The organism is Rhodococcus sp. ARC_M12 (assembly GCF_022810385.1).
Taxonomy (GTDB): Bacteria; Actinomycetota; Actinomycetes; order Mycobacteriales; family Mycobacteriaceae; genus Rhodococcoides; species Rhodococcoides navarretei.
Map to the genome: position 1 here is coordinate 64581 of NZ_JALGQI010000003.1, position 26944 is coordinate 91524.

Sequence of the window (26944 nt, forward strand, 5' to 3'; positions counted from 1 at the left end):
TTCAGCGGCCGAGTTGCCTCGCCCATGCGGCGATCAGCTCGGCCGCAGGCTTCGCCTGCACGCGGCGAAAGCCGGTGCCGGCCCACATCGACAGTCCCGAGGGGTCGCCTGCCGCCGCGGCCTTCGCACGCATCGGCGCGGTCAGATAGTGCAGATCGGGATACGCCAGCGGTGCCGCTTCGGAGTTCTCGCGCATGAATTCGTTCACCAGCCCGCGCGCAGGACGGCCGGAGAAGGCTTTGGTCACCGCAGTGTCGGAAGCGATGCCCAGTTGCTCCCGGTGCACGGGCTTGGTACCGGCCTCGGGAGTGTTCAGGAACGCTGTTCCGAGCTGCGCCGCATGCGCGAGACCCGAATCCAGCAGTGGCACGATGTCGCGTCCGTCCATCAGCCCGCCCGCGGCGATTCGGGGTAGATCGGAAACCTCTCGCACTGCGATCAGCAGTTCGGTCAGCGGCTCGTCGGGGGCCGAACCGTCGAAGGTGCCTCGATGCCCGCCCGCTTCGGGGCCCTGCACCACGAGCGCGTCCACACCGTTGGCGGTGGCCACCGATGCGTCCGACGCAGTGGCGACGGTAGCCCACACCTCGGTTCCCACGGCGTGCAACTGGGCGACCTCGTCCGCATCGAACGTCGCGAACGTACTCGACACCAGCGGTACCGGGTGCGCGAGCAGCCAGGCAAACTTCTCGGCGTAGAAGTCGTCCCGTCGCACCAACTCTCCCGGCTCCGCGTCGAAACGCTCGAACCAGGACGCCAGGTGCTCGGCATAGGCCTTCACGTCAGCCCCCGATGGTTCCTCGGGCAGGAAGAGATTGACGCCGAACAGCAGACCGCGCACCGAATCGATCTGCGTCGCAAAGGCTTCGGGAGTCGACAGCGCACCGGCGATCATGCCGAGCCCACCTGCCTCCGACACTGCGCGGGCGAGTTCGGGAGTACTCGGGCCACCTGCCATCGGCGCACCGACAACGGGAACACGCAGCTGCTTCAGAATCGGCGTCGTCACAGCTTCGAAATGTACTCGCCCGCCATGTGCGACAGGTTCCGGTGGGGACCGCGCCCCTACTGACAACTGCGCGCCCCTGCTCTGAGTCGGGCGGGGGCGCGCGGTCGACAGAAAGGGTGTGAGGTTGCTGCCGGCTCTGCTCTACTTCTTGGGCTTGTCCGACGAAGATTCCGACGACAACGCAGCGACGAAGGCTTCCTGCGGCACCTCGACGCGACCGATCGTCTTCATCCGCTTCTTGCCTTCCTTCTGCTTCTCGAGCAGCTTGCGCTTACGGCTGATGTCGCCGCCGTAGCACTTGGCCAGCACGTCCTTACGGATGGCGCGGATGTTCTCGCGGGCGATGATCCGAGATCCGATGGCGGCCTGAATCGGCACCTCGAACTGCTGACGCGGAATCAATTCCTTCAGCTTGGTCGTCATCTTGTTGCCGTAGGCCGCGGCATTGTCCTTGTGCACGATCGCCGAGAACGCATCGACGGCCTCACCTTGGAGCAAGATGTCGACTTTGACCAGCGCACCGGCCTGCTCGCCGATCTCCTCGTAATCGAGGCTGGCGTAGCCACGCGTCCGGGACTTCAGGATGTCGAAGAAGTCGAAGATGATCTCGGCCATCGGGATCGTGTAGCGCAGTTCCACGCGGGTCTCGGACAGGTAGTCCATGCCGCCGAGTTCGCCACGTCGTCCCTGGCACAGTTCCATGATGGAACCGATGAACTCGCTCGGCGAGATGATGGTGCACTTGACCATCGGCTCGAACACTTCCCGCGCTTTGCCCTCGGGCCAGTACGACGGGTTGGTGACGATGTGCTCGGCACCGTCTTCCATCTCGACGCGATAGACCACGTTGGGCGAGGTCGAGATCAGGTCCAGGTTGAACTCTCGCTCGAGCCGCTCGCGGGTGATCTCCATGTGCAGCAGCCCGAGGAAGCCGCAGCGGAAGCCGAATCCCAGCGCCACCGACGTTTCCGGCTCGTACGTCAGTGCCGCATCGTTGAGCTGCAGCTTCTCCAGGGCGTCACGCAGGTCGGGGTAATCCGAACCGTCGAGCGGGTAGAGGCCCGAGTACACCATCGGACGGGGTTCGCGGTAGCCGGTCAGCGGCTCGGTCGCGCCCTTCCGGAAGGTGGTGACGGTATCGCCGACCTTGGACTGGCGGACGTCCTTCACCCCGGTGATCAGGTATCCCACCTCGCCGACGCCGAGACCCTTGGTCGCCTTCGGATCGGGTGAGACGATGCCGACCTCGAGCAGCTCGTGCGTCGAGCCGGTCGACATCATCGTGACCTTCTCGCGCGGATTCAGCGCACCGTCGACGACTCGGACGTAGGTGACGACGCCGCGGTAGGTGTCGTAGACCGAGTCGAAGATCATCGCGCGGGCAGGGCCGTCCGGGTTGCCGACCGGGGCAGGCACCAGCTTGACGACCTCGTTGAGCAATTCCTCGACGCCCACTCCGGTCTTACCGGACACGCGCAGCACGTCGTCGGCCTCGCAGCCGATGATGTGGGCGATCTCGGCGGCGTAGCGGTCCGGGTCGGCGGCGGGCAAGTCGATCTTGTTGAGCACCGGGATGATGGTGAGCTCTTTGTCGAGAGCGAGGTACAGGTTCGCAAGGGTCTGCGCCTCGATGCCCTGGGCGGCGTCGACGAGCAGTACCGCTCCCTCGCAGGCCTCGAGGGCACGCGATACCTCGTAGGTGAAGTCGACGTGGCCGGGCGTGTCGATGAGGTGCAGGACGAATTCTTCACCGTCGACGACCCACGGGAGCCGCACGTTCTGTGCCTTGATGGTGATGCCGCGCTCGCGCTCGATGTCCATCCGATCCAGGTACTGAGCGCGCATCGACCGGTCGTCGACGACGCCCGTGAGCTGCAACATCCGGTCGGCCAGCGTCGACTTACCGTGGTCGATGTGGGCGATGATGCAGAAGTTCCTGATCCTGGACGGATCGGTGAACGTCGTGTCGGCGAAGCTGGGCACTCGTATCCTTCGGCTGGCGTGTTCGAAATGAGCGAACGGGTCTCCCTATCGTCCCACGCCGAGAACGGTGCGCCGTCCCCGGCTGTCCGACTCGGGTGTCATGTCGCCGCGGTTCGGGCGATGAGCAGCGGCGTCCGGATCGCTACACTCGCCGCATGGCTGGCAACTGGAGCAGATTCGGCAAAGAACTGGGCAAGATCGCGATGCGCGAGGGCCCTCGACTTCTGCGTCAGCTACAGAAGTCCGGTGCCCTGCAGAAGGGTAAGGACGCGATCAGCGGAACGGCCACTCGCACGTCCGCTCCGGCTCCTCGTCCCGGTCGTCCGGTGGCGTCGCAGACCAGGCCGACGGCCCAACGCGCCCGCACCATCGAGTACTCCCCCGACCTGGACGGCAAAGCCGATCCCGGCGAAATCGTCTGGACCTGGGTGACCTACGAAGAAGACGCCAGCCAGGGCAAGGATCGCCCGGTGTTGGTCATCGGGCGCGAGGGCAACGATTTGCTCGGCCTGATGCTCTCGAGCCAGAGCAGCCGCGACGGAGACCGCGACTGGCAGTCGATCGGGTCCGGATCCTGGGACGCCGAGGGTCGACCGAGCTGGATTCGTCTGGATCGAGTGCTCGACGTACCCGAGGACGGCATTCGCCGCGAGGGCGCAATTCTGAGCAAGCCCCAATTCGATTCCGTCGCAGACAGATTGCGCCGAGACTTCGGCTGGAACTGAGTCGTGCGCGTTGTGCGTGGCCACAGCTACGCACAACGCGCACGGCATCAGGCGAGGCGGGTGATCTCCACGACCACGTCGAGTGCCGTCGAACCGCCGCCGGAGAAGATGCCCTTGAGCGGTGGCACGTCGGCGTAGTCGCGGCCGAGTCCGACCGAAACGTGCTGCTCGTTGACGGCGATGGCGTTGGTCGGGTCGTAGCCCCACCACGCACCGGTCCAGGCCTCGATCCACGCGTGGCTCTGACCCTCGACCGTCGCACCGATCGCCGCTTGCTTCTTCGGGTGCAGGTAGCCCGAGACGTATCGGCTGGGGATGCCGACACTGCGCAGCATCAGCAGCGTCAGGTGGGCGTAGTCCTGGCAGACGCCCTTCTTCTCCGACCATGCTTCGACGGCCGAGGTGTGCACGCCGGTGGTTCCCGGCACGTAGGACATCTCCTGGTTGACCCAGTTGGCGATCTCCACCACCGATTCCTGCGGCGGTAGGCCCTTGGACAGCTTCTTCGCCACCGATGCGAGTTGCCTGTTCTTCGGCACGTATTCGGTGTTGTCGAGGACTTCGTTGAAGCGGTCGATGACCGGATCGCTCGCGAGTTCCTCCCAGGAGGCGTTCTCGTCCGGGTAGACGAAGGGATCGGTCTCGACCACCGACGATCCGGTGACCTCGAGCTCGGTGTGCGGTGCGTGCAGGTCGAACGCCGTCACTGCGGTGCCCCAGTAGTCGGTGTAGCGGTAGGAACGCGTCACCGGGTTGGTCTCGACTCGGTTCAGAATCACGTTCTGCCGATTGTCACTTCGCGGCGTCAACCGAGCCTCGTTGTACGACGACGTCACCGGTGCGTCGTACTGATAGCCCGTGGTGTGCACGACACGCATACGCCAGCTCACAGTTCACCTTCCAATTGATCTTCGAATGTTCCGGAACCGGCGTCGGTCCACGCCACCCACGGAGCGGCGTGGAAATACTGCTTGGAGATCGCATCACCGAGCTCACGGCAGGTTTCCTGCAGGGAGAGCAGGCGCTCCTGCAGATCGTCGAGAATTTCACCGGGACGGAGGAATTCGAGTTCGCTGCGAGCGCGACCGAGTAGACGCTGAGCCTCTGCGCGCGCACCGACTCGACTGTTGGGCTGATGGTCGAGCTGATCCAGCGAACGCTCCGCCTCGTTGAGCGCGTAGAACACCGATCGCGGAAAGAGCCTGTCCAACAACATGAATTCCAGAACTCGCTGTGCATCGAGCGCGCCGCGGTAGGTGCGCAGGTAGGTGTCGTGGGCACCGGCAGAGCGGAGCACGGTGACCCACGCCGGCGACGACGGCCGGTCACCGGCTCGCGAGAGCAACAACCGAACGATCATGTCGATGCGCTCGACCGACCGCCCGAGCAGGAGGAAGCGATAGCCGTCGTCGTGACTGAGGGTGGAGTCCGCGAGACCGGCGAACATCGCGGCCCGCTCCTCGATGTAGCTGAAGAACTCGGCCGGGCCGGTGCGCTTGGACGCCCTGATGCGCTCGTTCAGCCCGTTGTACGTGGTGTTCAAGCACTCCCACATCTCACTGGACGTGACTTCACGCGCACCGCGGGCGTTCTCGCGCGCGCTCGACAGTGAGTCCACGATCGAACCCAATCCGTCTCGGCTGAAGGCGACGACCTCGGTGAGCGACCACACGTCGAGCGAGACGTCCGGCTCGTGCTTGAATCCGAGCACTCGCAACAACACTCGCGAAGTGTGGTCGGGATCGACCGTGGCGTCTTCGAGAAGCTGGTGGACGGTGACGTCGAGAATGCGGGCCGTGTCGTCCGCCCTCTCGACGTACCGCCCGATCCAGTAGAGCGACTCTGCGTTGCGCGCGAGCATTTACTGTCCACCGCCGTTCGAGTCCGAGTTCGTTGCCTGCTGTTGTTGCTGCTGCTGCTGCTGATTCATCTGCTGGTCCATCGTCAGCTCCGGGCCCTGTTCGGCCATGGGCGACTCCGGCGGAACGCTGACGATCTCCTCACCCGCGAGTTCCTGCTCCTCCTGAGAGGTTCGGGTGGCCAGCACCCAGGTGTCCTTGCTGCCGCCGCCCTGGCTCGAGTTGACCACCAGGGATCCCTCCGGCAGCGCCACCCGGGTCAGGCCGCCGGGCAACACCCAGACGTCGTCACCGTCGTTGACGGCGAACGGCCGCAGGTCGACGTGGCGGGGTACCAATCGATCGCCGATCTTCGTGGGCACCGTCGAGAGCTGCACGACGGGTTGCGCGATCCAGCCGCGCGGATCTGCGCGGACCTTCTTGCTGATGGTCGCGAGTTCCTTCGGCGACGCGTCGGGGCCGAACACGATGCCGTAGCCGCCCGAGCCTTCCACCGGCTTGATGACCAGCTCGTCGATGCGGTCGAGCACCTCCTCGCACTCGTCCTCCAGCCAACAGCGGAACGTGTCGACGTTGGCCAGCAACGGCTTCTCACCCATGTAGTAGTCGATGATCGTCGGTACGTAGGTGTAGACGAGCTTGTCGTCGCCGACGCCGTTTCCTACGGCACTGGAGATGACGACGTTGCCTGCACGAGCGGCGTTGACCAGACCTGCTACTCCCAGCACCGAGTCGGGGCGGAACTGCATGGGGTCGAGATAGTCGTCATCGATGCGTCGGTAGATGACGTCGACCTGACGCTCGCCCTCGGTGGTGCGCATGTAGACGATGTTGTCTCGGCAGAACAGGTCTCGTCCTTCGACGAGCTCGACGCCCATCAGTCGCGCGAGCAACGAGTGCTCGAAGTACGCCGAGTTGGCCACGCCAGGAGTGAGAACCACCACAGTCGGGTCGGCCTCGTTCAGGGCTGCCGATGCGCGCAGTGCCCGGAGCAGGTGCGAGGCGTAATCGCCGACGGCGCGGACGCGGTGGCTCGCGAAGAGGTCGGGGAACACCCGGGCCATGGTGCGCCGGTTCTCCATAACGTAGGACACGCCCGACGGCGAGCGCAGGTTGTCCTCCAGCACTCGGAAGGTGCCCTGGGCGTCACGGACCAGGTCGATGCCGGCGACGTGGATGCGCACACCGTTGGGCGGCGTGATGCCGACCGCTTCGCGATGGAAATGCTCGCAGGAGGTCACCAGCCGCTTGGGAACCACGCCGTCGCGCAGGATCTCCTGATCGCCGTAGATGTCGGCGAGGAACATCTCGAGGGCCTTGACTCGCTGCTTGATGCCGCGCTCGAGCCGTGACCATTCGCCTGCCGCGATGACGCGGGGAACCTGGTCGAGCGGGAACGGGCGTTCCTGACCGGACAGGGAGAACGTGATGCCCTGGTCGATGAAGGCTCGTCCCAGCGCATCGGATCTCGCGTCCAGGTCCACTGCGTTCGCCGGGGCGAGCGCAGTGTGAATGCCCTTGTACGGACTTCGGGTGCGCCCGTCCGCGTCGAACATCTCGTCGAAGGCGAGACTGTACTTTCCGACGTCGGAATATCCTCCGAACACTCCGTCGACTTCGGGTTCGACACGATCCGCGGATTTGGTTTTGGTCGCTTTGGCCTTGGTGTTGGCAGGCGTTGCCGATCGCGGACTCATTCTGGCCATGTTGCTACAGAGACAGGAGTTAGGCGCGGTAGAAGCGTTAATTTCTTGAAACGCATCGTCGCCCCACTCCGGATTGGGTTCTGGCCGACCGTACTGGTATTCTCGATCTTCGGCGCAGGGCTCCATGCTCTGCAGCAGACTTCGGGCATTCCAGCATGGATCGCCCTGACCGGAATACCGACGAAGACAAGAAGGATTTTACGCGTGGCCAATATCAAGTCCCAGAAGAAGCGGATTCTCACCAACGAGCGTGCACGCCTGCGCAACCAGTCGGTGAAGTCCTCCCTTCGCACCGTCATCCGCTCGTTCCGCGAGGCACAGGCTGCGGGCGACAAGGACAAGGCTTCCGAGATTCTTCTCGATGCAGGCCGCAAGCTGGACAAGGCCGCCAGCAAGGGCGTCATCCACAAGAACCAGGCAGCCAACAAGAAGTCGGCACTGGCTCTCGCAGTCAACAAGCTCTGATACACCACTGAGCTCGATCGAGCCCGCTGCATCCGACAACGATGCAGCGGGCTTTTTCGTGCGCTCTGCACTCCGGCGACGCTACTTGCCGAGTGACGCGACCGCCGCCACCGCCTTTTCCACCGCGTAGTCGGCGTCCGCCGCTTGGCCTTTGACGTCGGCGTTCAGTTGCGCCACCACCCGCAGCGCCTGTGCGATGGATCGGCCGTTCCACCCACGTGCCTGACCCTGCGCCTTCTTGATCTTCCATGGCGGCACACCCAGCTCCCCCGCCATCCGGAACGGGTCGCCGCGACCGGCCGAACCCACGAGCGCAATGGTCCGGACGGCATCGGCCAACGCATCGGCGAGCAGCACGTGCGCCACGCCCCGGTGCATCGCCCAGCGCAGGGCCTCGAGAGCGCCTGCCCGGTCACCGATCACTGCTTTGTCTGCGACGTCGAACCCGGAGACCTCGGCCTTGCCCGAGTAGTACCGACGCACGGCCGGGAGGTCGACCTTGCCGCCGGTATCGGATACCAATTGTGAGCAGGCAGAGGCCAGTTCACGGAGCTCGTTGCCGACGGACTCGACCACGGCCTCGATCACCTCGGCGCTGACCCGCACGTCGGCCGCACGGAACTCACCGCGTACGAAGTCGATGCGCTCGGCAGGCTTGGTCAGCTTGGCGCACTCGTGCACCTGCGCACCACACTTCTGCAGGGCACCGACCATCGCCTTGGCCCGACCGCCGCCGGAGTGCATGACCACCACGACTGCTCCCTCGGGTGGATCGGTAGCAGCGTCGAGCACCAGTGCCGAGGCGTCCTTGCCCGCCTCTGCGGCGGCCTCGAGCACCACGACTCGGTCCTCGGCGAACAGCGACGGGCTGAGTAGTTCGGCGAGTTCCGGGGCGCTGGCGTCACCGGTGCGCAACCGCGTGACGGGCAGGTCCTCCCCCGGAATCGCGGCGTTCGCGCGGACCTGAGCCACGATCGCCGCAACCGCGCGATCCATCAGAAGTTCCTCGTCGCCGAGAACCAGATGCAGTGGAGCCACACTCGAAGTCACGACCATGATCGTGCCATGAGCGGCCGACAGTGCCGGCATCCGCTTCGTGCCGAGCGATCACCACAGCACGTGTGCCGTCCACGACGCGAGTGCCGCTATCGCCACCGCCGCGGCCAGCCACCTGAACACGGTGAAACGTAACGCCACCAACAGCGCGGCCGTTCCGAATGCTGCCAGTGCGGCGCCCCCGATGCCGTCGGGGACGACGACGCCCGCTACCGGCACCGACGCAGCCTCCTCTGCCACGGCGATCAACCACCACAGCGGCGCGGACGCCAGCTGTGCCGCCCATTCCGCGAGCGAACCGCTGACGCAGGCGATCACCGCCGTGACGATGCCCACCACCGTGATCGGTGCGACGACCGGTGCCACCAGCACGTTCGCTGCGATGCCCACCACGCTGAACGTTCCGGCCATGGCCGCGACCACCGGAGCGGTCACCGCGTGCGCCGCCGCGGCGACCGCCACCACCTCCGCGGCCGCCCTCGGCCAGCCGCGGGCCCGAAGCCAGTCGACCCAGACCGGAGCGACGAGCACGAGCGCGGCGGTGGCGAACACCGACAGCACGAATCCGACATCCACCGCCAGCCTCGGCCACCATGCAAGCAGACCCAACACCGCGCCGCACAGCGCTGGAACCGCCTGTCTGCGTCGGCCGGTGACCAACGCCAGCAAACCGATCGACCCCATCACTGCCGCCCGCACCACACTCGGCGACGGCCTGGCCACGATCACGAACGCCACGAGTACGACGAACGCCACCACGACCGTCGCGCGGGGGCCGAGTCCGATACCCCGCAACACCAACAGAACCGCGCCGATCACGATGGAAAAATTCGCACCCGATACAGCCGTCAGATGCGTCAGTCCGGCCGCCCGAAAGTTCTCGGCGACCGTCTCCTCCAACCGCGACACGTCCCCGACCACGAGACCGGGTAGCAGACCTGCGCGATCCGGTGGCATCGAATTCTGCGCCACCGCAGCCAGGTTCGACCGGAAGGTGCCGGCTGCAGCAGAGATCGCCCCTGGCTCGTCCACGGTGACGGGCGGACCCGAAGTACGGATCACAGCGACGCTCATGTCCGGCCGGATCGGCGTACCGAGCCTGCCCCGCACGGTGATCTCCTGGCCCGGTAGCAAGGCCGACCACTGTGCCTCCGGTGCCACGATCGACACTCGTCCGCCGACGTAGAGCGCCTCGCCGCCCACGTCGACTCGCGTCGTCTCGGCCTTCAGCATCACCATCGACGGACCTGGAGTCGGCAGTCGTCGCGGGTCCTCCTCCAATCGCACCGAGGCGGTGATCCACGCTCGGTTCTCGGCAGCGGCAGCCACGGGATGATCGGCCAGCGACCGCATCTGAAGCCAGATCGCTCCACCGAAACACAATGCCAGCACGATCACCGCGGCCGCACCGAACCGACTCGACCCCGACCAGGAGAGCCGAATCGACAACCGGTGCAGTGCAACTCCGACGAGCAGCACCACCGCAACGGCGGACGCAGTAGCAGCCAGGGCAGCACCGGGCCCACCGAGAATTCCGATCGCGGTGATCGACCAGCACACGGCGGCAGCCGGAACCAGCCGCACGTCGAACGGCAGACGATCCTCGGTCTGCGCCGCACCGGTCGACGCGGCAGCGGTGGTCATCCGACATGCACCAGGTCGCGGATCCTGGCCAGTCTGCCGGGCCCGATGCCGTCCACCTCGGACAGCTGTTCCACAGATGCGAAGCGGCCGTTGATCTCTCGCCAACTCACGATCGAGGCCGCGGTCACCGGACCTACTCCGGGCAACGCGTCCAGTTCTGCGACGGTCGCGGCGTTGAGGTCCACCGTCCCGCCCGACGTGGCACCTCCGACACCGGCCGGTGCACCGCCGCTACCGGCTATCGGTGTTCCGATCCCGGACGTCGTACTGCTGACCGGTGGAGCTGCCTCCGACGGAACGACGCCGACGACGATCTGATCACCGTCGGCCACACGCGCAGCCATGTTCAGCGCCAACAGATCGGCACCTTCGACTGCGCCGCCTGCCGCCGCCACCGCATCGGCGACGCGCGAACCCGGTTGCAGCCGAACCAATCCAGGGCGCGTCACGAGACCGACGACGCTGACCACGAGTTCGGTCTCGGCGCTCGACACAGGATCTAGCGCGTCCCCCGGATCTACCGTGCCATCGATACCCACCGTGTCGGTCGCGACGACAGCGAGCGGTGGTGCAGGTGCCGGTGTCGGTGCATCTCGAAACACCGCGAATGCCGCGACGAGCACGACGAAGACCCCGGCCGCCGCGAGTGCCAGTGCCCCCGGTTTTCCTGGGTCCACACGGGCAGCTCTCCACCGCTGTGGCAGCAAGGACGACCACGGCGTGCTGGTTCGCTGTGCTTCCGGCAACAGCCACCCCGGTTCCGTGGACCCGACGTCGGGTCGTCGGTCCTCGGGCACGACGCGAGCGCGGTCGGAATCATGTTGCCTGCGCACGGAGTTCAATCGCGCCACCGTGTGCGCCCGATCGTCGTTGCCGCCCATGCCGAAGGACGCTACTGCGCGCGCGAGGATCCGATCGGGAAGGACGCAGGCCAGGAATTGCCCTGTGCACAACCCGGATTCTGTGGATGAACCGTGCGATAGACGCGGCTATCGGCGTCCCGGAGCCACGACGACACCGACCGCGCCCGGACCCACGTGGGCACCGAGGACGGCACCGAAGGGATACACGTCGATGCTGGTCGACTGCGGAATTCGGGAGGCCAGCATCGCGGCGACGTCCTCCGCGCGGTCCGGGCACAGCATGTGGTGCACCGCGAGCACAACCCCCGAATCGTCACCAACCTCGGTGGCGGCCGCAACTGCCGCGTCGACCAGCTTGTTCAGCGCCTTGGACGAGGTCCGCGTCTTCTCCCGCAACACGAGCGTGCCGTCGCTGATGTGCAACACCGGCTTCATGGCCAGAGCCGTCCCGAGCAGCGCGGCGGCAGTACCGATTCGACCTCCGCGTCGTAGGTGGTCGAGTCGATCGACGACGATGAAGCATCTCGAGGTGGTCGACGCGGCGACGGCGTCGCCATAGACCTCGTTCAGTTCCGCTCCCCCGGCGGCCGTGGCGGCGGCAGCCAGCACCGCGAAGCCCAGTCCCATGCCTGCCGATGCGGAATCGACGACTCGGACGGCGGAGCCCACCTGCACGGCGGCCTGGCGCGCTGCCTCCCAGGTACTCGAGAGTCCACGAGAGATGTGCAGGGCCACCACGCCCGCGCCTCGACTACGTTCGAGAGCTGCGGCGTAGACCTCGGTGAGTTCTCCTGGAGAGGCCCCCGCAGTGGTCACCTGCTTGCCCGAGGCGGACTGATCGGGAATCTCGTCGACACCCTCGCGGTGGTCGACTCCGTCCACCAACACGTGCAGTGGCACCACCGCGATGCCTCGTTCGGCGGCGAGGGCGGCGGGCAAGCAGGACGAGGAGTCGGTGACGACGGTGACGGTCATGGCGTTCGAGTGACCGCCTCCGCGGCGACGGGTCGCAGCACCGCCAGCATCGCCTCCGCTACCGCGACATGGGCGTCCCAACCCCAATGGATACCGTCGGGATTCGCGTTCTCGGATTCGATGTTCGGCCGTACCGCGTCGGCCAGATCGACCATGGGAACGTTCGTCTCGGCGCTCCACGCGCGGAGCGCTCGCACAGCGGGTTCGCGACCCGAGTGCACCTTGCCGTAGGCGTCGCAGCGGTGCACCGACGGGTAGGTACCGATGACGGGGAGCTCCGGTCGCACGTAGGCCAGTGCGGCGCGGGTCTGTTCGAGATACTCGACGCTCAGCCGCGGCGGCAGGGCCACCGGCCAACCGAGATGAGACAGAACAGGTTGCACCACTTGATATCCCGCGCGAACCACGCGCCGGAGGGCAGGCGGTCTGATGTACCGGATCTGCTCCCGTAGGGCGGTGGGCAACGGAGACGGGAGTGAATCCATGCCGCCGATTCCGAGCACGACGGCACCGGCACGGGGAATCGCTGCCCACACTCGCGGATCCTGAGTCAGTGCCCACCACGCGTCGCGACTCGTCCAGCCGATGCGCGCAACCAACTCGACCGTCCAACCCAGCTCCGCTGCAACGAGATTGGGCCACAATCGCGGGTCGTCGACCGGTAGCCCACCCTCGGGTCCGTAGTAGCTCAACGAGTCCGCGAGCACGAGCAGCGCGGGGCGCGCCGTCGTCTCGTCAGAGGACGTCACTGGCCACCTGCGCCGAGGCGTTCCACACATCGAGTCGCCAGGACGGATTCTCGCCGGGTCCGTGCACACCGAGCTGCACCCAGCTGGTGTTGGCGAGGCCACCGAGCACCGGCCAGCGTTCGGTGGGCAGATCGAGCAGCGCGGCAGTCAGGGCCGCGATCAGACCACCGTGCGCGACGAGGACGAGTGGTCGCTGGTTGCCGTCGGCCCCCCACTCGGGAACGCCGGCCGCCAGTTCACGAACCAGCGGCACGCTGCGTCGGGCAACGTCGATGCGGCTCTCCCCACCGGGTGGGGCAATGGTGGCGTCGGCGCGCCAGGCCGGCCGTGCACCGGGCGCGATGTCGTCGACCTCGGTGTGGGTCAAGCCCTGCCACTGACCGAGATGGGTTTCGCGTAGGCGCTCGTCCACCGACACTTCAACACCCGACGCGTCTCCGAGTGCCGTTGCGGTGTCGAGGGCGCGCCGCAGATCCGACGAGACGATCTTGATCGGCTCACGCGTCGCCAGCTCGGCAGCGGCCGTCTTAGCCTGGCTGCGGCCGAGCTCGGACAGATCGGTGTCGAGCTGCCCCTGCATGCGGTCGGTGGCGTTGTACTCCGTCTGACCGTGCCGAAGCAGGATGAGGCGTCGGATCATTGCTCCGATTCCGGAGCCGGGTGCTGTCCGAGACCGGGAACCTCGATGGTCGGGCAGTCCTTCCACAGCCGCTCGAGTGCGTAGAAGTTGCGCTCCTCGTTGTGCTGGACGTGCACGACGATGTCGGAGTAGTCCAGCAGCGCCCAACGGCCTTCCCTTGTGCCCTCGCGACGGACCGGCTTGTGTCCGGCCTCACGCAGCTGATCCTCGATGTTCTCGACGATCGAGTTGACCTGACGCTCGTTGGGCGCGGAGGCGATCACGAAGCAATCGGTGATGTAGAGCTGATCGGAGACGTCGAGGATCACCACGTCGCTGGCCAGTTTGTCGTCGGCTGCGAGCGCGGCGATCCGCGCCATCTCGGCGGCTTCGGCTGTTGCAGTCACTTCGGTGTACTCCCACTCGTATGGCTCGGGTTTGCGGTCATTGCGCTGGTGACCGACCCTGCCGGTTGCTTCTTCTGGGGCGCTGGTTCCGACATGGTGACGGATCCGTCGAGACGCTGAGCGCCTCGTGGTCTGTAGAGATTTCTCTTCGAGATGTATTGCACGACGCCATCCGGTACGAGGTACCAGACCGGCCGATTCTCACCGGCTCGACGTCGACAGTCCGTCGACGATATCGCGAGTGCAGGTATTTCCATCAATGTGAGAGTGTCCGCGGGCAGCGACCGAAGGTGCTTGGCGAGATGTTCGACGCCGAGCTCGAACCCCGGACGCGAGACACCGACGAACTTGGCGAGCTCGAACAACTCCTCCCAGTTCTGCCACGTGAGGATCGATTCGAGTGCGTCCGCGCCGGTGATGAAGTACAGCTCGGCATTGGGATGCTGTGATCGCAGATCGCGCAGGGTGTCGACGGTATAGGTCGACTTCTCCCGGTCGACGTCCACTCGGCTGACCGAGAATCGGGGATTCGACGCCGTCGCGATCACGGTCATCAGGTAGCGGTCCTCGGCCGGGCTGACCGTTTTCCCTTCCTTCTGCCAGGGGTTTCCGGTGGGGACGAAGATGACCTCGTCCAGACCGAATTCGTTCGCCACTTCGCTGGCTGCGACGAGGTGCCCGTGGTGAATCGGGTCGAAGGTGCCGCCCATCACGCCCAAACGACGAACGGACTGCGCACCGGTGGTCTCGCCGGGATCGGATTCACGCTGCACAACCGCCGATTCTACGTCCGGGGCACCACCGGGCGTCACACCCCTCACACCGGCAGCAGACGCGAGACCACGGTGGCGAGTTGCTGAGCGGATCGGCACTCGTGCATGGCGATCACGTCGGCGTACACCTTGGCGGCCGAATCGCCGGAACCCCACTGCGATTTCGGTTCGGGATTGAGCCAGTACGCATGCTTGGCCACCGACACGATGTGCGCCAACGCAGGCAGCTTCGGATCGCGGTAGTTGGTGCGTGCGTCGCCGAGAATCAGCACCGAACTACGACTGGTGACCGCGTGCGCGTACTTCTCGTCGAACGTCGTGAGGGCATGGCCGTAGTCCGAGTGCCCGTCGTACGTCACGAGATCGGACTCGCGGACGATGCGGCTCATCGCGGCACCGAGATCGGACCCGGAATCGAAGAACCGCGTCACCTCGTCGGTGGAGTCGACGAACGCGAAGATCCGCACGCGCGAGAACTGCTCTCGCAGCGCGTGCACCAACAGCAACGTGAAGTTGCTGAAACCTGCCACCGAGCCCGAGACGTCGCACAGCACAACCAATTCGGGGCGGGCTCGACGCGGCTTGCGCTCGACCAGGTCGATCGGGATGCCGCCGGTGGACATCGACTTGCGCAGCGTGCGACGCAGATCGATGGAGCCGTGCCTGCTTCGACTGCGCCGCACTGCAAGTCGCGATGCCAACAGCCGGGCCAGCGGTGTGACGTTGCGTCGCAGCGCTGCCATCTCCGTGTCCGAGGCTCGCAGGAAATCGACCTCCTCCGCGAGCTTGGGGACCCCGTAGCTCGCTACCCGCTCCCGGCCCAGCTTTTCTGCCGACCGTCGCCTCGTCTCGCTCTCGACCATCGTGCGAAGGTCTGCGATACGTTGCGCTGCAGTCCGTTTGGCCACTTCCGATTCGTAGTCGTCGGTGGGACGATCGGGTGCATCGTCACTACGGCCGAGCAGGCCGTCGAGAATCTTGCGCAGCAACGTATCGGGCGCAACGTCGCGCAAGGCCTGGTATGCCGAGAACGAGGGCCCGTTGGAGGACTTGTACTGCCCGAGTTCCTCGACCATCTGCGCCGCCAGCATCTGGGTCAGCTCCGCGGCCTCGGCCGAGTCGTCCGAGAGCAGTTCCACCAACAACTCGCGAAGCGCATCGATGTCGACATCGCCCGCATCGGTGCGGGGCAGCGCAGTGTCGATCTGGCCCGAGTCCCTGGTGCCCGATGCCACCGGAAACCACAGGTCGAACAGGGCGTCGAACACTCCGCGATGCGTCGTACGGCGCAGCAGTGCGCAGGCCAGACCCTCGCGCACGGCCTCCCGATCGAGCAGATCGAGAACCGACAGGACGCGTCCGGCATCGACCGTCTCCGACGGCCCCACCGAAATTCCACGCCGACGCAGCGCCTCGACGAAACCGACGAGGTGACCGGGGATTCCGTGCGGGGCCTGCATGTCAGTTGAGCCGGAGTTCGGCTGCCGCGCGAACCTGGTCCGACTGATGCTTGAGGACCACACCGAGGGTGGAGCGAACCGCGTCGTCGTCGAGGGTGTCCATACCGAGAGCCAACAGGGTGCGTCCCCAGTCGATGGTCTCGGCCACCGAGGGCAACTTCTTGAGCTGCATCGCGCGCAGTACCCGCACGGTCTTGATCATCTGCTCGGCGATGGCCTCCGGCAGTTCGGGAACCCGGCTGGCGAGGATCCGGCGCTCGAGGTCGGCGTCGGGAAAATCGAGGTGCAGGAACAGGCAGCGACGCTTGAGGGCCTCGGACAGTTCACGAGTGGCGTTGGAGGTGAGCACCACGAACGGCGTCCGCTCGGCCACGATAGTGCCGAGCTCGGGAATGGTGATCGCGAAGTCGCTGAGTACCTCGAGCAGCAGTCCTTCGATCTCGACGTCGGCCTTGTCGGTCTCGTCGATGAGCAGAACCGTGGGATCGGTCCGGCGAATGGCCTGCAGTAGCGGGCGCGCCAGCAAGAACTCCTCGGAGAAGACATCCAGCTTGGTCGAGTCCCAATCGGCAGCGGTGCCGGACTGGATACGCAGGATCTGCTTGGCGTGGTTCCACTCGTACAGCGCACGGGCCTCGTCGACACCCTCGTAGCACTGCAGCCGCACCAGTTCTGCACCGGTCGTCTGTGCCACGGCCCGGGCCAGTTCGGTCTTGCCCACCCCCGCCGGACCTTCGATCAGCAGCGGCTTGCCGAGGCGATCGGCGAGAAATACCGAGGTGGCGGTGGCCTTGTCGGCCAGATAGCCCGTCTCGGCGAGACGCCTCTGGACGTCGTCCACGCTGGCGAACAGCGGGGGTGTCGTCGGTAGGGCACGATCCATGTCACAGCTCCTGGTGATCGGGTCTGGGCGATGCGGCGATGGGTGTCAGTCTCGGACGTGACCGTCGCCCCACACGGTCCATTTCGTCGAGGTCAATTCGGGCAATCCCATGGGTCCGCGCGCGTGCAGCTTCTGAGTCGAGATACCGATCTCGGCTCCGAAACCGAACTGCTCTCCGTCGGTGAACGCGGTGGAGGCGTTGACCATCACCGCGGCCGCGTCCACCCGCTGAGTGAACTCGCGCGCGGCACCGATGTCGGCGGCCACGATCGCCTCGGTGTGGCCGGTGCCGTACCGGTCGATGTGCTCGATCGCCTCGTCGATGCCGCCCACGACCTTCAGCGCGATGTCGAGCGAGAGGTACTCCTGCGACCAGTCCTCGTCATTTGCGGGAACGAGCCCGGGCAGGTCCCCGTGCACCGTGACGCTGTGCATCTGAAATGCCTGCAGCAGCCGCGGCACCAGGGTCTCGGCGATTGCGGCGTCGACCAGCACGGTTTCGGCGGCGTTGCAGACACTGACTCGACGAGTCTTGGCGTTGAGCACGATCTTCTCGGCCGTGTTCGGATCGGCTGAGGAGTGGATGTACACGTGGCAGTTTCCGACGCCGGTCTCGATGGTCGGGACCGTGGCATCGCGCACCACCGCGGCGATCAATCCTGCGCCACCCCGGGGAATCACGACATCGACCAACCCGCGTGCCTGGATCAGGTGGGTGACTGTTGCGCGGTCTGCACTGCCGAGCAACTGCACCGCGGCCTCGGGCAGGTCATGACTGCGCAACGCACCCTGCAGGGCATCGACGAGCGCGGTGTTGGACTGTGCGGCCGACGACGAACCGCGCAGCAGCACCGCGTTACCGGACTTGAACGCGAGACCGAACGCGTCGACGGTGACGTTGGGGCGTGCCTCGTAGACCATGCCCACCACGCCCAGTGGGACCCGCATCTGCCGGATCTCGAGCCCGTTGGGAAGCGTCGAACCGCGGATGATCTCGCCGATCGGATCGGGTAGCCCGGCCACCTGTCGCAGTCCCGCCGCGATGCCGTCGATCCGCGACGCCGTCAGTCGTAGCCGGTCCAGCAGCCCCTCGTCGGTACCCGCTGCCCGTGCGATCTCGATGTCGGCCGCATTCGCGGCCAGGACGGACTCGGCTGCGGCAACCACTGCGTCGGCAGCGGCGTGCAGCAGGGAGTCCTTCTGCGCGGTAGTCAGCAGCGCCAACGTACGCGAGGCGATCCGCGCCCGACGAGCGGCCGAGTGCACGTTCTCACGCTCGTCGACGGTCGTGGTCACCGATGCGGCCGAGACGGAAGCAGTCATGAACTACACACTAATGGGGGCCGGGAATGAGCCGCATCGCCGCGTCGTTGCAGCACAGCGTGGAGATCGCCGACGTCGCCGACGTCGATACCGACAGACCGGAGGAACGACCTGTGAGTGCCCTGTTCGAGCCACTGACATTGCGTGACGTCACCTTTCCCAACCGGGTGTGGATGGCACCGATGTGCCAGTACTCGGCCGACGACGCGGGCGACTATGTCGGTGTCGCGGGCGACTGGCATCGCACCCACCTGGTGAGCCGGGCGATCGGCGGTGCAGGCATGATCATCACCGAAGCGACTGCGGTCAGCCCCGAGGGCCGCATCAGCCCGTCCGACCTGGGCATCTGGAACGACCGTCAGGCCGATGCACTGGCGAAGATCGTCGCCGAGATCTCGTCTTTCGGTACCGTTCCCGGCATCCAGCTGGCACACGCGGGCCGCAAGGCCTCGACCGCGGCACCCTGGTTGGGTGGCAAATCTCTGCCGGCCGAGGATCCACGGAGCTGGGAGACCATCGGCCCGTCCGCAGTGGCATTCGGTGACTACTCGACCCCACGGGAGGCGACGGCCGAGGACATCGCGAAAATCGTCGACGACTTCCGAACCGCCGCGCAGCGCGCACTGAAGGCACGATTCCAGGTAGCCGAGATTCACGGTGCGCACGGTTACCTGTTGCACCAATTCCTCTCGCCCGCCAGCAACACTCGTACCGACGCGTACGGCGGAGACTTCGCGGGCCGCACGCGGCTGCTGCTCGAGGTGGTCGACGCGGTCCGTGAGGTGTGGCCGGAGAATCTTCCGGTGTTCGTTCGCCTGTCGGCAACCGATTGGCTCGACGAGCCCGAGAACAGTGCAAATGCGGCCGAATTGGAGGCCCCGAGCTGGACGTCGGATCAGACGGTGGCGTTGTCGCAGATCCTCACCGAACACGGAGTCGATCTGGTCGATACCTCCACCGGCGGCAACGTACACGCCAAAATTCCGGTCGGTCCCGGCTATCAGGTTCCGTTCGCGCGGCGCATCCAGAACGAGACGACGATGCCCGCCGCCGCGGTCGGCATGATCACCGAACCGAAGCAGGCCGAGGACATCGTCTCGCTCGGTGAGGCAACGGCTGTTCTACTGGCACGCGAATTGCTGCGTGACCCGTACTGGCCGCGACGCGCCGCGCGTGAACTCGGCGTCGAGATGCTCCCGGCCGTTGCGCCGCAGTACGAGCGGGCCTACTGAGAGTTCAGACCACGAACCCGAGCTTCTTGTCCACGACGTTGAGCAACGGTTCTCCCCGCGAGTACCGACGTGCGTTGTCGGCGAACACTTCTGCGAGTCGCTGCTTCCACCCGGAGGCATCGCCGCTCATGTGCGGGGTCACGATCACGTTCTCGGCCGTCCACAGCGGATGGTCGGCCGAGAGCGGCTCGGTCTCGAACACATCGAGCGCGGCACCTGCGATGTGCCCGCTGTCCAGGTGTGCCAGCAATGCGTCGGTTTCGAGCAACTCCCCCCGGCCCACGTTCACTATGCGCGAGCCGGGCTTCATCGCAGCCAGTACCGAATCGTCGACCATTCCCCTCGTCCGATCGGTCAGCGGGGCGACCAGCACCAGGTAGTCGGCCCGAGCTACCTCGGACACCAGATCGGCACTGGCATGGACGGTGCCGAAATCTCGGTCGCCCTCTCGTGCCGTGCGGCCCACTCCCGAGACCGACATTCCCACCGCTGTCAGCAAGCTCGCGATGGCGCGTCCGATCGCTCCGGTGCCCACGATCATTGCGTGGGAACCGTCGATACGCTCGGTCTCGCGGTGCTGCCAGACCTTCGAATGCTGCAGTGCGCGCGAACGTTCGGAGTCCTTGGCAAACGCCAGAATCTGCGCCAGCACGAACTCCGCGATCGGCCTGTCGAACACTCCCCGCGAATTGGTCACGATCACATCGGAATCGACCAGCTCGTCGAACATCAACGAGTCGACGCCTGCAGCCGCGATGTGAATCCATTTCAGCGAGCCGCAGCGCGGCCACGCTGATCGGACTGCGGGAGAAAAGAAGTCCCACAGCAGCAACGCATCGGCACCGTCGACAGCGTCATCGAGGGTCTCGGCGGTGGCGTACCGGATGTCGGCGACCTCCGCGACGGAGTCGAGTCCGTCGGGAAGGTCGCCGGCGTGCAGCACGACGAGGACCGGTGCCACTGCTACTTCTTGTATCCGACGAGCTCGACGCCCGACGCGGCCACCTCGTCGTCGTTGTCACCGGGGCACTGGGTTCCGCGAAGCGAGCGGCCTGCGGTTTCCGGCATCAACAGAATCGGAACGAAGGCGATGGCAGCCGCGATCATCATGTACCAACCCGGAATCAGATTGGACCCGGTTCGGTCGATCAGGAACGTCAGAATCAGTGGAGCCGTACCGCCGAAAAGCGCCGTCGAGACGTTGTATCCGATGGCGAACGCTCCGTAGCGCACCTGAGTGGGGAACAGCGCTGGCAGAGTCGACGACACACAGGAGCACATGATGACCAACAGCACTCCGAGACCGAGCAGGCCGATACTCTGGCCGATCAGTCCGGTGTTGATGATCAGCAGGAACAGCGGAACGCTGAACACGAAGTACCCGACGCAGGCCACCAGCAGCAACGGCTTTCGGCCCACCCGGTCGGACAGGGCACCGATCGGGTTGATGATCGCCATCATGACGATCATGATGGCCACGAGGGTGAAGTTGGACTGAGTCGTGCTGTGCCCCAACGTGTCGCTGAGGTACGAGGGCAAGAACGTCAGCACCGTGTAGTAGGCGATGTTCAGTAGCAGGACGAATCCCATCAGGATCAGGATGCGCTGCCAGTACGTCATGGTGGCCTTGAGCGAGGTGACGGCTCCGCCTGCACCCTCTTCCACCGTGCCGCCGTCTTCCTTCGCTTCGGCGAACACCGGAGAATCCTCCAGCCTGGTCCGCAGCCACAGCGCAACGATGCCCAACGGGAGAGTCACCAGGAACGGGATTCGCCAGCCCCAGGCCTCCATGGTCTCGTCACCGAGCCCGACGTTGAGCAGGGTGCACAGGGTGGCACCGCCCACGGTGCCGGCCAGGGTTCCGAATTCGAGGAACGATCCGAAGAATCCGCGGCGCTTGTCCGGCGCATATTCGGCCATGAACACTGCTGCGCCACCGTATTCACCACCGGTGGAGAAACCCTGAACCAATCGGCAGACGAGCAGTAGCAACGGTGCGGCGATGCCGATGGTGTCGAATGTCGGCAGCACACCGATCGTCGCCGTGGCCAACGTCATCATCGTGACGGTCAGTACGAGGACCTTCTGACGACCGATGCGGTCGCCGAGCGGGCCGAGCACGATGCCGCCGATGGGCCGAATGATGAACGACGCGGCCAACACGGCGAACGTGGAGAGCAGGTTCGCTCCCCCGTCGTCGGACGGGAAGAAATTCGCGGCGATATAGACGGCCAGGTAGCCGTACACCGCGTAGTCGAACCACTCGACGGCATTGCCGAGCGCGGACCCGCCGATGGCGCGGTGCAGGATCTTGGTCTCATCCGGGCTCAGAGTGTCGGTGCTCGGGGGATATCCGGTCGGCGATGCTGCCGACCCTGATTTTTCGGTCACGGTCGAAATACCTCTCGCTTTTGTGGACAAAGTGGAGCGTCGGTGTGGTACTTCGCAGCGTTCGACATTACGACGATAGGGAACATGTCTTTCGGCCAACCCCCTCCGGCAACGCTAAAGCCCTGGTAGCGCAGCAATTCTGGTAGCGATCAACGCGTACGCCCTTGCGCTGTCGGTCAATTGCTGCACGGCCACCGATTCGTCCGGCCGATGTGCCTGGTTTTCGATCTCCCCCGGACCGAGCACGACGGTGTCGATACCCATCTGCTGTGCCACGAAACCACCATCGCACGATGCGGTCCAAATGTCAGTGAAATTGGCAGGAGTGGAGCCCGCGGAACGACCATTCGGTACAAATCGGGCGTCGAGGACCGATTGCACTGCGGCGGTGACCAATCCGTGGTTCACGCTGGTCAGAAACCCCGGCATTTCCATCGAGATCGTGATGTCGACGTCGATTCCGGAGCCGGTCAGTTCCGCCGATTCGATGCGCGACCGCAGGTCGCCGACCACACCGGCAGCGCTCTCACCCGGCAGGAGCCGACGGTCGACGGCGAGCACACACCGGTCGGCAACCATCGAGGTGCCCGTGCCTCCCTCGATCGTCCCCACATTCCAGGTGGCCGGGCCCAGATCGGGGTCGGGGTTGGCATCCAACTCCGCCTGCGAGCCCTCGATGATCCCGATGATCCGCGCTGCGGCCGAGATGGCGTTGGCTCCGTTGCGCGGCTGCCCCGCATGCGCAGACCGGCCCCGAACTTCGATCTCGATATTCGCCGCACCTCGGCACCCGATGATCGTGACCAGGTCCGTCGGCTCTGCCACCACGCAGCAACTGTAATTTCGTTGCTCCGCCTCGGCGACGAACGCTCGGATACCGAGGCCGGTGTCCTCCTCGTCGACCAGACAGGCCAGAGTCATCGGATGCTCGTCCGCAAGCCCTGCACGATGCACTGCGGCCATCGCCGCCACCACCGCGGCCAGGCCGCCCTTCATATCGCAGGCCCCGCGACCGACGATGCGGCCATCCCTGACCACCGCGGAGAAGGGGTCCGTGGTCCAGCCCGTTCCTGCGGGAACCACGTCGGAATGACCGACGAACAGCACACCTGGTCGCTTGGCCGATCCGATCGACACGAAGACGTTGGGCCTGCCTGGAGCTACCTCGACAGTCCGAACGTCGAATCCCAGTGCCCGACAGTGTTCGGCAAGAACTTTCGCCGTCGCCTCTTCGGTGTCACCCGGATTCTCACCGCCCGCGTCGATCAATGACGCAGTCAGAGAAGCGATTTCCTGCGCGTCTATCGAATCGAGCAGGGTCCGTTCGGAACTCGTGACCGTCATCGAGTGGGGTCGGAGGCCAGCAGGTGCTTGGACTTCTCCACCGCCACAGCGAGCCTTCTGATTCCCTCGTCGATTCGTTCGGGAGTGGACGAGGCGAAACACAGCCGCAGCGAATCATGGAACTTACCGCCCACCGACAACGCCGGTCCGGGAATATAGGCCACTCCCTCGGCCAGCGCCGTCTCGAACAGGTCCTGCGTCGAGAAGTCGACATCGTTGCCGCGCAACGTCGCCCAGAGAAAGAACCCTCCCTCGGGATCCGTCGTCGACATCGACTCGCCGAAGTGCTTGTCGATGCTGTTCTGCATCGCGACCTTTCGGGGCAGGTACACCGACGCCAACGATCGAAGATGCTCGTCGAGCAGGCCGCGCCGGATGTACTCGGCCACCATTCGCTGACCGGGCAGATTGGTGCACGTGTCCATGGCCTGTTTGGCGTTGATGATCATGTGCCGAGCCTCGGGGGCGGCGTCCACCCAGCCCACTCGCAGGCCAGGAGCGATCATCTTGGAAAAGGTCCGTACCGAGAAGATCAACGGATCGTTCGGACTGAGCGCGCCGAAACTGGGAATCGGATCACCCGAGAATCGGAGCAGGCCGTACGGATCGTCGTCCAGAATCACCGAACCCCACTGGTGTGCAAGCTCGATGAGCAGCCGTCGACGTTCGAGCGACAGGGTGACCCCGGACGGGTTCTGGAAGTTGGGGATGACGTAGATCATCTTCGGTAGTCGACCTGCGCGCTCGACGAGCTCGGGCAACGCCTCGACGATGAGGCCGTCACTGTCCATCGGGGCTTCGAGAATGTCGCCTCCGTAGCTGAGCACGGTGGCGGTTCCGTTGGTGTACGTGGGACTTTCGACGATCACCAGGTCACCCGGATCGATGAACAACTTGCATGCGATGTCGAGCCCCTGCATTCCGCCGGAGGTGATCACCACGCGCTCCTCGGACGTGGGTTCGCCCACCGAATCGAGATAGGAGAGCAACGCATCGAGCAGGCCGGGGTCGCCTTCGGTGGCACCGTAGTCGAACGCGTCCGCGGTGAGCACACTGCCGGCGATCTCGGTGAACGCCGCAGCCGGAACCGTCTCGGCCGCAGGCGATCCCATTGCGAATCGAACGATGTCGTGTTTCTGTGCGGCGAGGAGCGATGTCGACGAGTCGATCACGGACCCCACCAGCTTGTCGGTTCGCAGGGCCCAGGGAATGGCAGGAGTGGAGCCTGCGGAACGACCCTTTGCGGCAGGAGTGGAGCCTGCGGAACGATTTTGGGTGGCAGGAGTGGAGCCTGCGGAACGACCGGTTGGGGCAGGAGTGGAGCCTGCGGAACGACCTTGGGTGGATGCGGTCATGCTCACTCCTTCGTCAGTAGTTCTCGGGGGTACGCGGTGAAGGTTTCGAGGCCGTTCTCGGTGACGCGAACGGCCTCGGATACCTCGTATCCGTAGTCGTCCATCCACATTCCGCCGATGATGTGGAAGGTCATGTTCTCGGCGAGTACCGTCTCGTCGTCGGTTCGCAGGCTCACGGTGCGCTCACCCCAGTCGGGTGCGTAGGCGATGCCGATCGAGTAGCCGATGCGCGACGGCTTGTGCAGTCCGTGCTTGGCCAAGCTCGTGTTCCATACCTGTGCCAGGTCGGTGGCGGTGACGCCGGCCCGCACGGTCGCGAGCACGTCGTTCAATGCTTCTCCGGTGGACTTGGCGAGGTAATCCAAACGCGGACTTGGCTTTCCGAGCACGATCGTGCGTGCCATCGGGATGTGGTAGCGCCGGAACACCCCGGCCAGTTCGACGACCGTGGTCTCGCCCCGCACGAAGGGTTGGTGCGACCAGGTCAGATGCGGGGTGTCGGCTCCGGCTCCGGTGGGCAGCATCGGCACGATGGCCGGATGGTCGCCGCCGAACTCCGCGGTGCCGCGCACCTGTGCGTTCATGATGGCGGCGGCCGCGTCGCACTGCCGTTCTCCGACCGAGATCGACTGGTACGCAGCCGACATCGCTGCTTCGCAGACCGTCGCGGCACCGCGCATCAGGGCGATCTCCGCGGGCGACTTGACCACACGTACCCAGTTGATGAGCTCGTAGGAGTCGGTGAAGCGGTATTCGGGCAGCGACTTCACCAAGGCCTCGAATGCCTTGGGACTGAAGTAGTACGAGTCCATCTCCAGACCCACCTGGCCGTGCTCGAAGTTGTTCACCAGTCCCAGTTCACGCAGCTTCGCGGCAACCCAGACGAAGGGGTGAGTGTCCTTGCGCTGCACGAAGGTTTCGGGGTAGCCGAACGTCCGATCCTGCGGCAGCCACGACGTGCGAAACGCTCCGTTGGCGTCCATCTCACGGGCGAAGAAGTACATCTCGCCGTCGAGAGGCACGTACAGCATCTGCGGGGTGTAGAACGAGAGCGCGTTGTACCCCAGCAGGTAGTAGAGATTGGCAGGATCGGTGACGATCAGCGCCGTGAGGTGCTGCGCTGCCATCCGCTCTCGGACGGCAGCGAGCCGGGCGGCGTACTCCTCGTCGGTGAACGTGATCGGCGTGCTGTTCGGAACATCGGGGTACCGAGCCAGGCCGGGAGCGGCCCGTCCTGTGGTCTCGTCGGGTCCGAGTGCGGTGACGTAGGCGGCGTCGGGTGAGTCGTTCACGGGCACCCCCTTCGATGGGGTCGATTTAGTAGATTGTTGACAATCAGGCTAAGCGCTGATGTGAGGGGTGCGCAAGACTTCGGATGTAAATGCTGTGTTGCGGGGCCGGTGACTATCCCGGCGTGGCCAAAGCCGAGTGTTCGGCCTGCTCCTCGACCATGGCACGGGTCAGGTCGTGGATAGCGGTGTCCATGTGCTCGTGCACGCCCTTTTCCAATGCGTCCCAATCCGAACCGAGCAACAGGTCGACGATCAGCTGGTGTTCCTCCACCAACGCCTCGGGCCGGTAGTACGCGGTTTCGAGGTTGGCCATGCAGATACGCGCCTCCGCAGCGAGCGTGGCGTACATTCGCGACATCCGGCTGTTACGCGTCGCCCCGACCAGGGCGGTGTGAAACGCCAGATCTCGTTCGGCAAGACCTCGCCAATCTGCGCGATCGATGAACGGCTGCATCTGCATCACGATGGCCGAGAGCTCGTCGGCCACCGACACCAAGTGGGCGCGATCCCCGTGCACCAGAGTCCATGCGGCACCGACCTCGATCGCCGCGCGGGATTCGTAGATCTCGGTGACATCCTCACTGCTCAGCTCGACGACGAACACGCCTCGATTCCGGTAGCTGACGAGCAGCCCCTCCTGATTGAGGCGCTGCAGCGCCTCCCGCACCGGTCCCCGCGAGATCTCGAGTTCCGCAGCGACGTTGGCCTCGTTGATCTGCTCCCCCGGAGCGTAGGACCCGTCGATGATGCGGTCGCGAATCTGGTCGGCAATGACCATCGACGTGTTGCGTGCGTCGATGGGCGTCAATCGTCTCGAACTGGGCATGATCG

General features: G+C 65.3%; 25 protein-coding genes. 3 read left to right on the forward strand and 22 right to left on the reverse strand.

What is annotated here, in order from left to right:
* Position 1: 1 nt before the first annotated feature.
* The gene (locus MTX35_RS05605) at positions 2-1009 is read right to left on the reverse strand and encodes a nitronate monooxygenase (RefSeq protein WP_243594031.1); all 1008 of its coding nucleotides are present in this window, start codon (positions 1007-1009) and stop codon (positions 2-4) included.
* Positions 1010-1150: 141 nt separating this feature from the next.
* The gene (gene lepA, locus MTX35_RS05610) at positions 1151-2998 is read right to left on the reverse strand and encodes a translation elongation factor 4 (protein WP_371829190.1); all 1848 of its coding nucleotides are present in this window, start codon (positions 2996-2998) and stop codon (positions 1151-1153) included.
* Positions 2999-3147: 149 nt separating this feature from the next.
* On the opposite strand from lepA, the gene MTX35_RS05615 reads away from it, so the two are divergent.
* Positions 3148-3717, forward strand: coding sequence for a type II toxin-antitoxin system PemK/MazF family toxin (locus tag MTX35_RS05615; protein ID WP_243594032.1), 570 nt, complete (start codon positions 3148-3150; stop codon positions 3715-3717).
* A 47-nt stretch (positions 3718-3764) separates the two neighbouring features.
* Here MTX35_RS05615 and MTX35_RS05620 read toward each other — a convergent pair whose 3' ends face one another.
* From MTX35_RS05620 to MTX35_RS05630, 3 genes are read right to left on the reverse strand one after another with little or no spacing between them, the layout of a single operon-like run.
* Positions 3765-4595, reverse strand: a complete 831-nt coding sequence (locus MTX35_RS05620) for a transglutaminase family protein (protein ID WP_094635545.1) — start codon at positions 4593-4595, stop codon at positions 3765-3767.
* Positions 4596-4603: 8 nt separating this feature from the next.
* Positions 4604-5578 (reverse strand): alpha-E domain-containing protein, encoded by a 975-nt coding sequence (locus MTX35_RS05625; protein ID WP_032394562.1) that lies wholly within the window; start codon positions 5576-5578, stop codon positions 4604-4606.
* Positions 5579-7273: a circularly permuted type 2 ATP-grasp protein gene (locus MTX35_RS05630; protein WP_374230242.1), complete on the reverse strand. Its 1695-nt coding sequence runs from the start codon at positions 7271-7273 to the stop codon at positions 5579-5581.
* A gap of 213 nt (positions 7274-7486) precedes the next feature.
* On the opposite strand from MTX35_RS05630, the gene rpsT reads away from it, so the two are divergent.
* Complete coding sequence (rpsT, locus tag MTX35_RS05635) at positions 7487-7747, forward strand: 30S ribosomal protein S20 (protein WP_027497522.1); 261 nt, start codon at positions 7487-7489, stop codon at positions 7745-7747.
* Positions 7748-7828: 81 nt separating this feature from the next.
* Here rpsT and holA read toward each other — a convergent pair whose 3' ends face one another.
* From holA to MTX35_RS05690, 11 genes are all read right to left on the reverse strand, one after another.
* Positions 7829-8797: a DNA polymerase III subunit delta gene (gene holA, locus MTX35_RS05640; RefSeq protein ID WP_374230243.1), complete on the reverse strand. Its 969-nt coding sequence runs from the start codon at positions 8795-8797 to the stop codon at positions 7829-7831.
* Between the two features lie 57 nt (positions 8798-8854).
* The gene (locus MTX35_RS05645) at positions 8855-10447 is read right to left on the reverse strand and encodes a ComEC/Rec2 family competence protein (protein WP_243594034.1); all 1593 of its coding nucleotides are present in this window, start codon (positions 10445-10447) and stop codon (positions 8855-8857) included.
* Positions 10444-11328, reverse strand: a complete 885-nt coding sequence (locus tag MTX35_RS05650) for a ComEA family DNA-binding protein (protein ID WP_243594035.1) — start codon at positions 11326-11328, stop codon at positions 10444-10446. Before MTX35_RS05650 ends, MTX35_RS05645 begins: the two co-directional genes overlap by 4 nt.
* A 108-nt stretch (positions 11329-11436) precedes the next feature.
* Positions 11437-12285, reverse strand: coding sequence for a DegV family protein (locus MTX35_RS05655; protein ID WP_243594036.1), 849 nt, complete (start codon positions 12283-12285; stop codon positions 11437-11439).
* Positions 12282-13034 (reverse strand): diglucosylglycerate octanoyltransferase, encoded by a 753-nt coding sequence (gene octT / locus MTX35_RS05660; RefSeq protein ID WP_243594037.1) that lies wholly within the window; start codon positions 13032-13034, stop codon positions 12282-12284. Before octT ends, MTX35_RS05655 begins: the two co-directional genes overlap by 4 nt.
* Positions 13021-13674 carry a histidine phosphatase family protein gene (locus MTX35_RS05665; RefSeq protein WP_243594038.1) on the reverse strand — a complete coding sequence of 218 codons (654 nt, stop codon included), beginning with the start codon at positions 13672-13674 and terminating at the stop codon, positions 13021-13023. The genes octT and MTX35_RS05665 overlap by 14 nt, the downstream gene beginning before the upstream one ends.
* Positions 13671-14060 (reverse strand): ribosome silencing factor, encoded by a 390-nt coding sequence (gene rsfS / locus MTX35_RS05670; protein ID WP_008715432.1) that lies wholly within the window; start codon positions 14058-14060, stop codon positions 13671-13673. Before rsfS ends, MTX35_RS05665 begins: the two co-directional genes overlap by 4 nt.
* On the reverse strand, positions 14057-14770 hold the full coding sequence (nadD, locus tag MTX35_RS05675; protein WP_243594201.1) for a nicotinate-nucleotide adenylyltransferase: 714 nt from the start codon (positions 14768-14770) through the stop codon (positions 14057-14059). Before nadD ends, rsfS begins: the two co-directional genes overlap by 4 nt.
* A 107-nt stretch (positions 14771-14877) precedes the next feature.
* Positions 14878-16293, reverse strand: coding sequence for a VWA domain-containing protein (locus MTX35_RS05680; RefSeq protein ID WP_243594039.1), 1416 nt, complete (start codon positions 16291-16293; stop codon positions 14878-14880).
* 1 nt (position 16294) lies between these two features.
* Positions 16295-17176, reverse strand: a complete 882-nt coding sequence (locus MTX35_RS05685) for a MoxR family ATPase (RefSeq protein WP_037193103.1) — start codon at positions 17174-17176, stop codon at positions 16295-16297.
* A 45-nt stretch (positions 17177-17221) separates the two neighbouring features.
* Complete coding sequence (locus MTX35_RS05690) at positions 17222-18499, reverse strand: glutamate-5-semialdehyde dehydrogenase (RefSeq protein WP_243594040.1); 1278 nt, start codon at positions 18497-18499, stop codon at positions 17222-17224.
* Between the two features lie 113 nt (positions 18500-18612).
* On the opposite strand from MTX35_RS05690, the gene MTX35_RS05695 reads away from it, so the two are divergent.
* A complete protein-coding gene (locus MTX35_RS05695) occupies positions 18613-19731 on the forward strand; it encodes an NADH:flavin oxidoreductase/NADH oxidase (RefSeq protein ID WP_243594202.1) in 1119 nt (372 codons plus the stop codon).
* A 4-nt stretch (positions 19732-19735) separates the two neighbouring features.
* Here MTX35_RS05695 and MTX35_RS05700 read toward each other — a convergent pair whose 3' ends face one another.
* From MTX35_RS05700 to MTX35_RS05725, 6 genes are all read right to left on the reverse strand, one after another.
* On the reverse strand, positions 19736-20692 hold the full coding sequence (locus MTX35_RS05700) for a D-2-hydroxyacid dehydrogenase (RefSeq protein WP_243594041.1): 957 nt from the start codon (positions 20690-20692) through the stop codon (positions 19736-19738).
* 2 nt (positions 20693-20694) lie between these two features.
* Positions 20695-22122, reverse strand: a complete 1428-nt coding sequence (locus tag MTX35_RS05705; RefSeq protein WP_243594042.1) for an MFS transporter — start codon at positions 22120-22122, stop codon at positions 20695-20697.
* Between the two features lie 114 nt (positions 22123-22236).
* Entirely contained in the window at positions 22237-23466 is a 1230-nt protein-coding gene (locus tag MTX35_RS05710; RefSeq protein WP_243594043.1) for a M20 family metallopeptidase, read from the reverse strand.
* Positions 23463-24821, reverse strand: a complete 1359-nt coding sequence (locus MTX35_RS05715; RefSeq protein ID WP_279395702.1) for a PLP-dependent aminotransferase family protein — start codon at positions 24819-24821, stop codon at positions 23463-23465. The genes MTX35_RS05710 and MTX35_RS05715 overlap by 4 nt, the downstream gene beginning before the upstream one ends.
* Positions 24822-24823: 2 nt before the next feature.
* Positions 24824-26002 carry a M24 family metallopeptidase gene (locus MTX35_RS05720; protein ID WP_374230247.1) on the reverse strand — a complete coding sequence of 393 codons (1179 nt, stop codon included), beginning with the start codon at positions 26000-26002 and terminating at the stop codon, positions 24824-24826.
* A gap of 223 nt (positions 26003-26225) precedes the next feature.
* Positions 26226-26939 carry a GntR family transcriptional regulator gene (locus MTX35_RS05725; protein WP_243594045.1) on the reverse strand — a complete coding sequence of 238 codons (714 nt, stop codon included), beginning with the start codon at positions 26937-26939 and terminating at the stop codon, positions 26226-26228.
* Between the last annotated feature and the right edge of the window lie 5 nt (positions 26940-26944).

Coding starts and splice junctions, on each gene's coding strand:
- MTX35_RS05615 (WP_243594032.1), top strand. CDS start 3,148: ATGGCTGGCAACTGGAGCAGATTCGGCAAAGAACTGGGCAAGATCGCG.
- MTX35_RS05620 (WP_094635545.1), bottom strand. CDS start 4,595: ATGCGTGTCGTGCACACCACGGGCTATCAGTACGACGCACCGGTGACG.
- MTX35_RS05625 (WP_032394562.1), bottom strand. CDS start 5,578: ATGCTCGCGCGCAACGCAGAGTCGCTCTACTGGATCGGGCGGTACGTC.
- MTX35_RS05630 (WP_374230242.1), bottom strand. CDS start 7,273: ATGAGTCCGCGATCGGCAACGCCTGCCAACACCAAGGCCAAAGCGACC.
- MTX35_RS05645 (WP_243594034.1), bottom strand. CDS start 10,447: ATGACCACCGCTGCCGCGTCGACCGGTGCGGCGCAGACCGAGGATCGT.
- MTX35_RS05650 (WP_243594035.1), bottom strand. CDS start 11,328: ATGGGCGGCAACGACGATCGGGCGCACACGGTGGCGCGATTGAACTCC.
- MTX35_RS05655 (WP_243594036.1), bottom strand. CDS start 12,285: ATGACCGTCACCGTCGTCACCGACTCCTCGTCCTGCTTGCCCGCCGCC.
- MTX35_RS05665 (WP_243594038.1), bottom strand. CDS start 13,674: ATGATCCGACGCCTCATCCTGCTTCGGCACGGTCAGACGGAGTACAAC.
- nadD (WP_243594201.1), bottom strand. CDS start 14,770: ATGGGCGGCACCTTCGACCCGATTCACCACGGGCACCTCGTCGCAGCC.
- MTX35_RS05680 (WP_243594039.1), bottom strand. CDS start 16,293: ATGCAGGCCCCGCACGGAATCCCCGGTCACCTCGTCGGTTTCGTCGAG.
- MTX35_RS05685 (WP_037193103.1), bottom strand. CDS start 17,176: ATGGATCGTGCCCTACCGACGACACCCCCGCTGTTCGCCAGCGTGGAC.
- MTX35_RS05690 (WP_243594040.1), bottom strand. CDS start 18,499: ATGACTGCTTCCGTCTCGGCCGCATCGGTGACCACGACCGTCGACGAG.
- MTX35_RS05710 (WP_243594043.1), bottom strand. CDS start 23,466: ATGACGGTCACGAGTTCCGAACGGACCCTGCTCGATTCGATAGACGCG.
- MTX35_RS05715 (WP_279395702.1), bottom strand. CDS start 24,821: ATGACCGCATCCACCCAAGGTCGTTCCGCAGGCTCCACTCCTGCCCCA.
- MTX35_RS05725 (WP_243594045.1), bottom strand. CDS start 26,939: ATGCCCAGTTCGAGACGATTGACGCCCATCGACGCACGCAACACGTCG.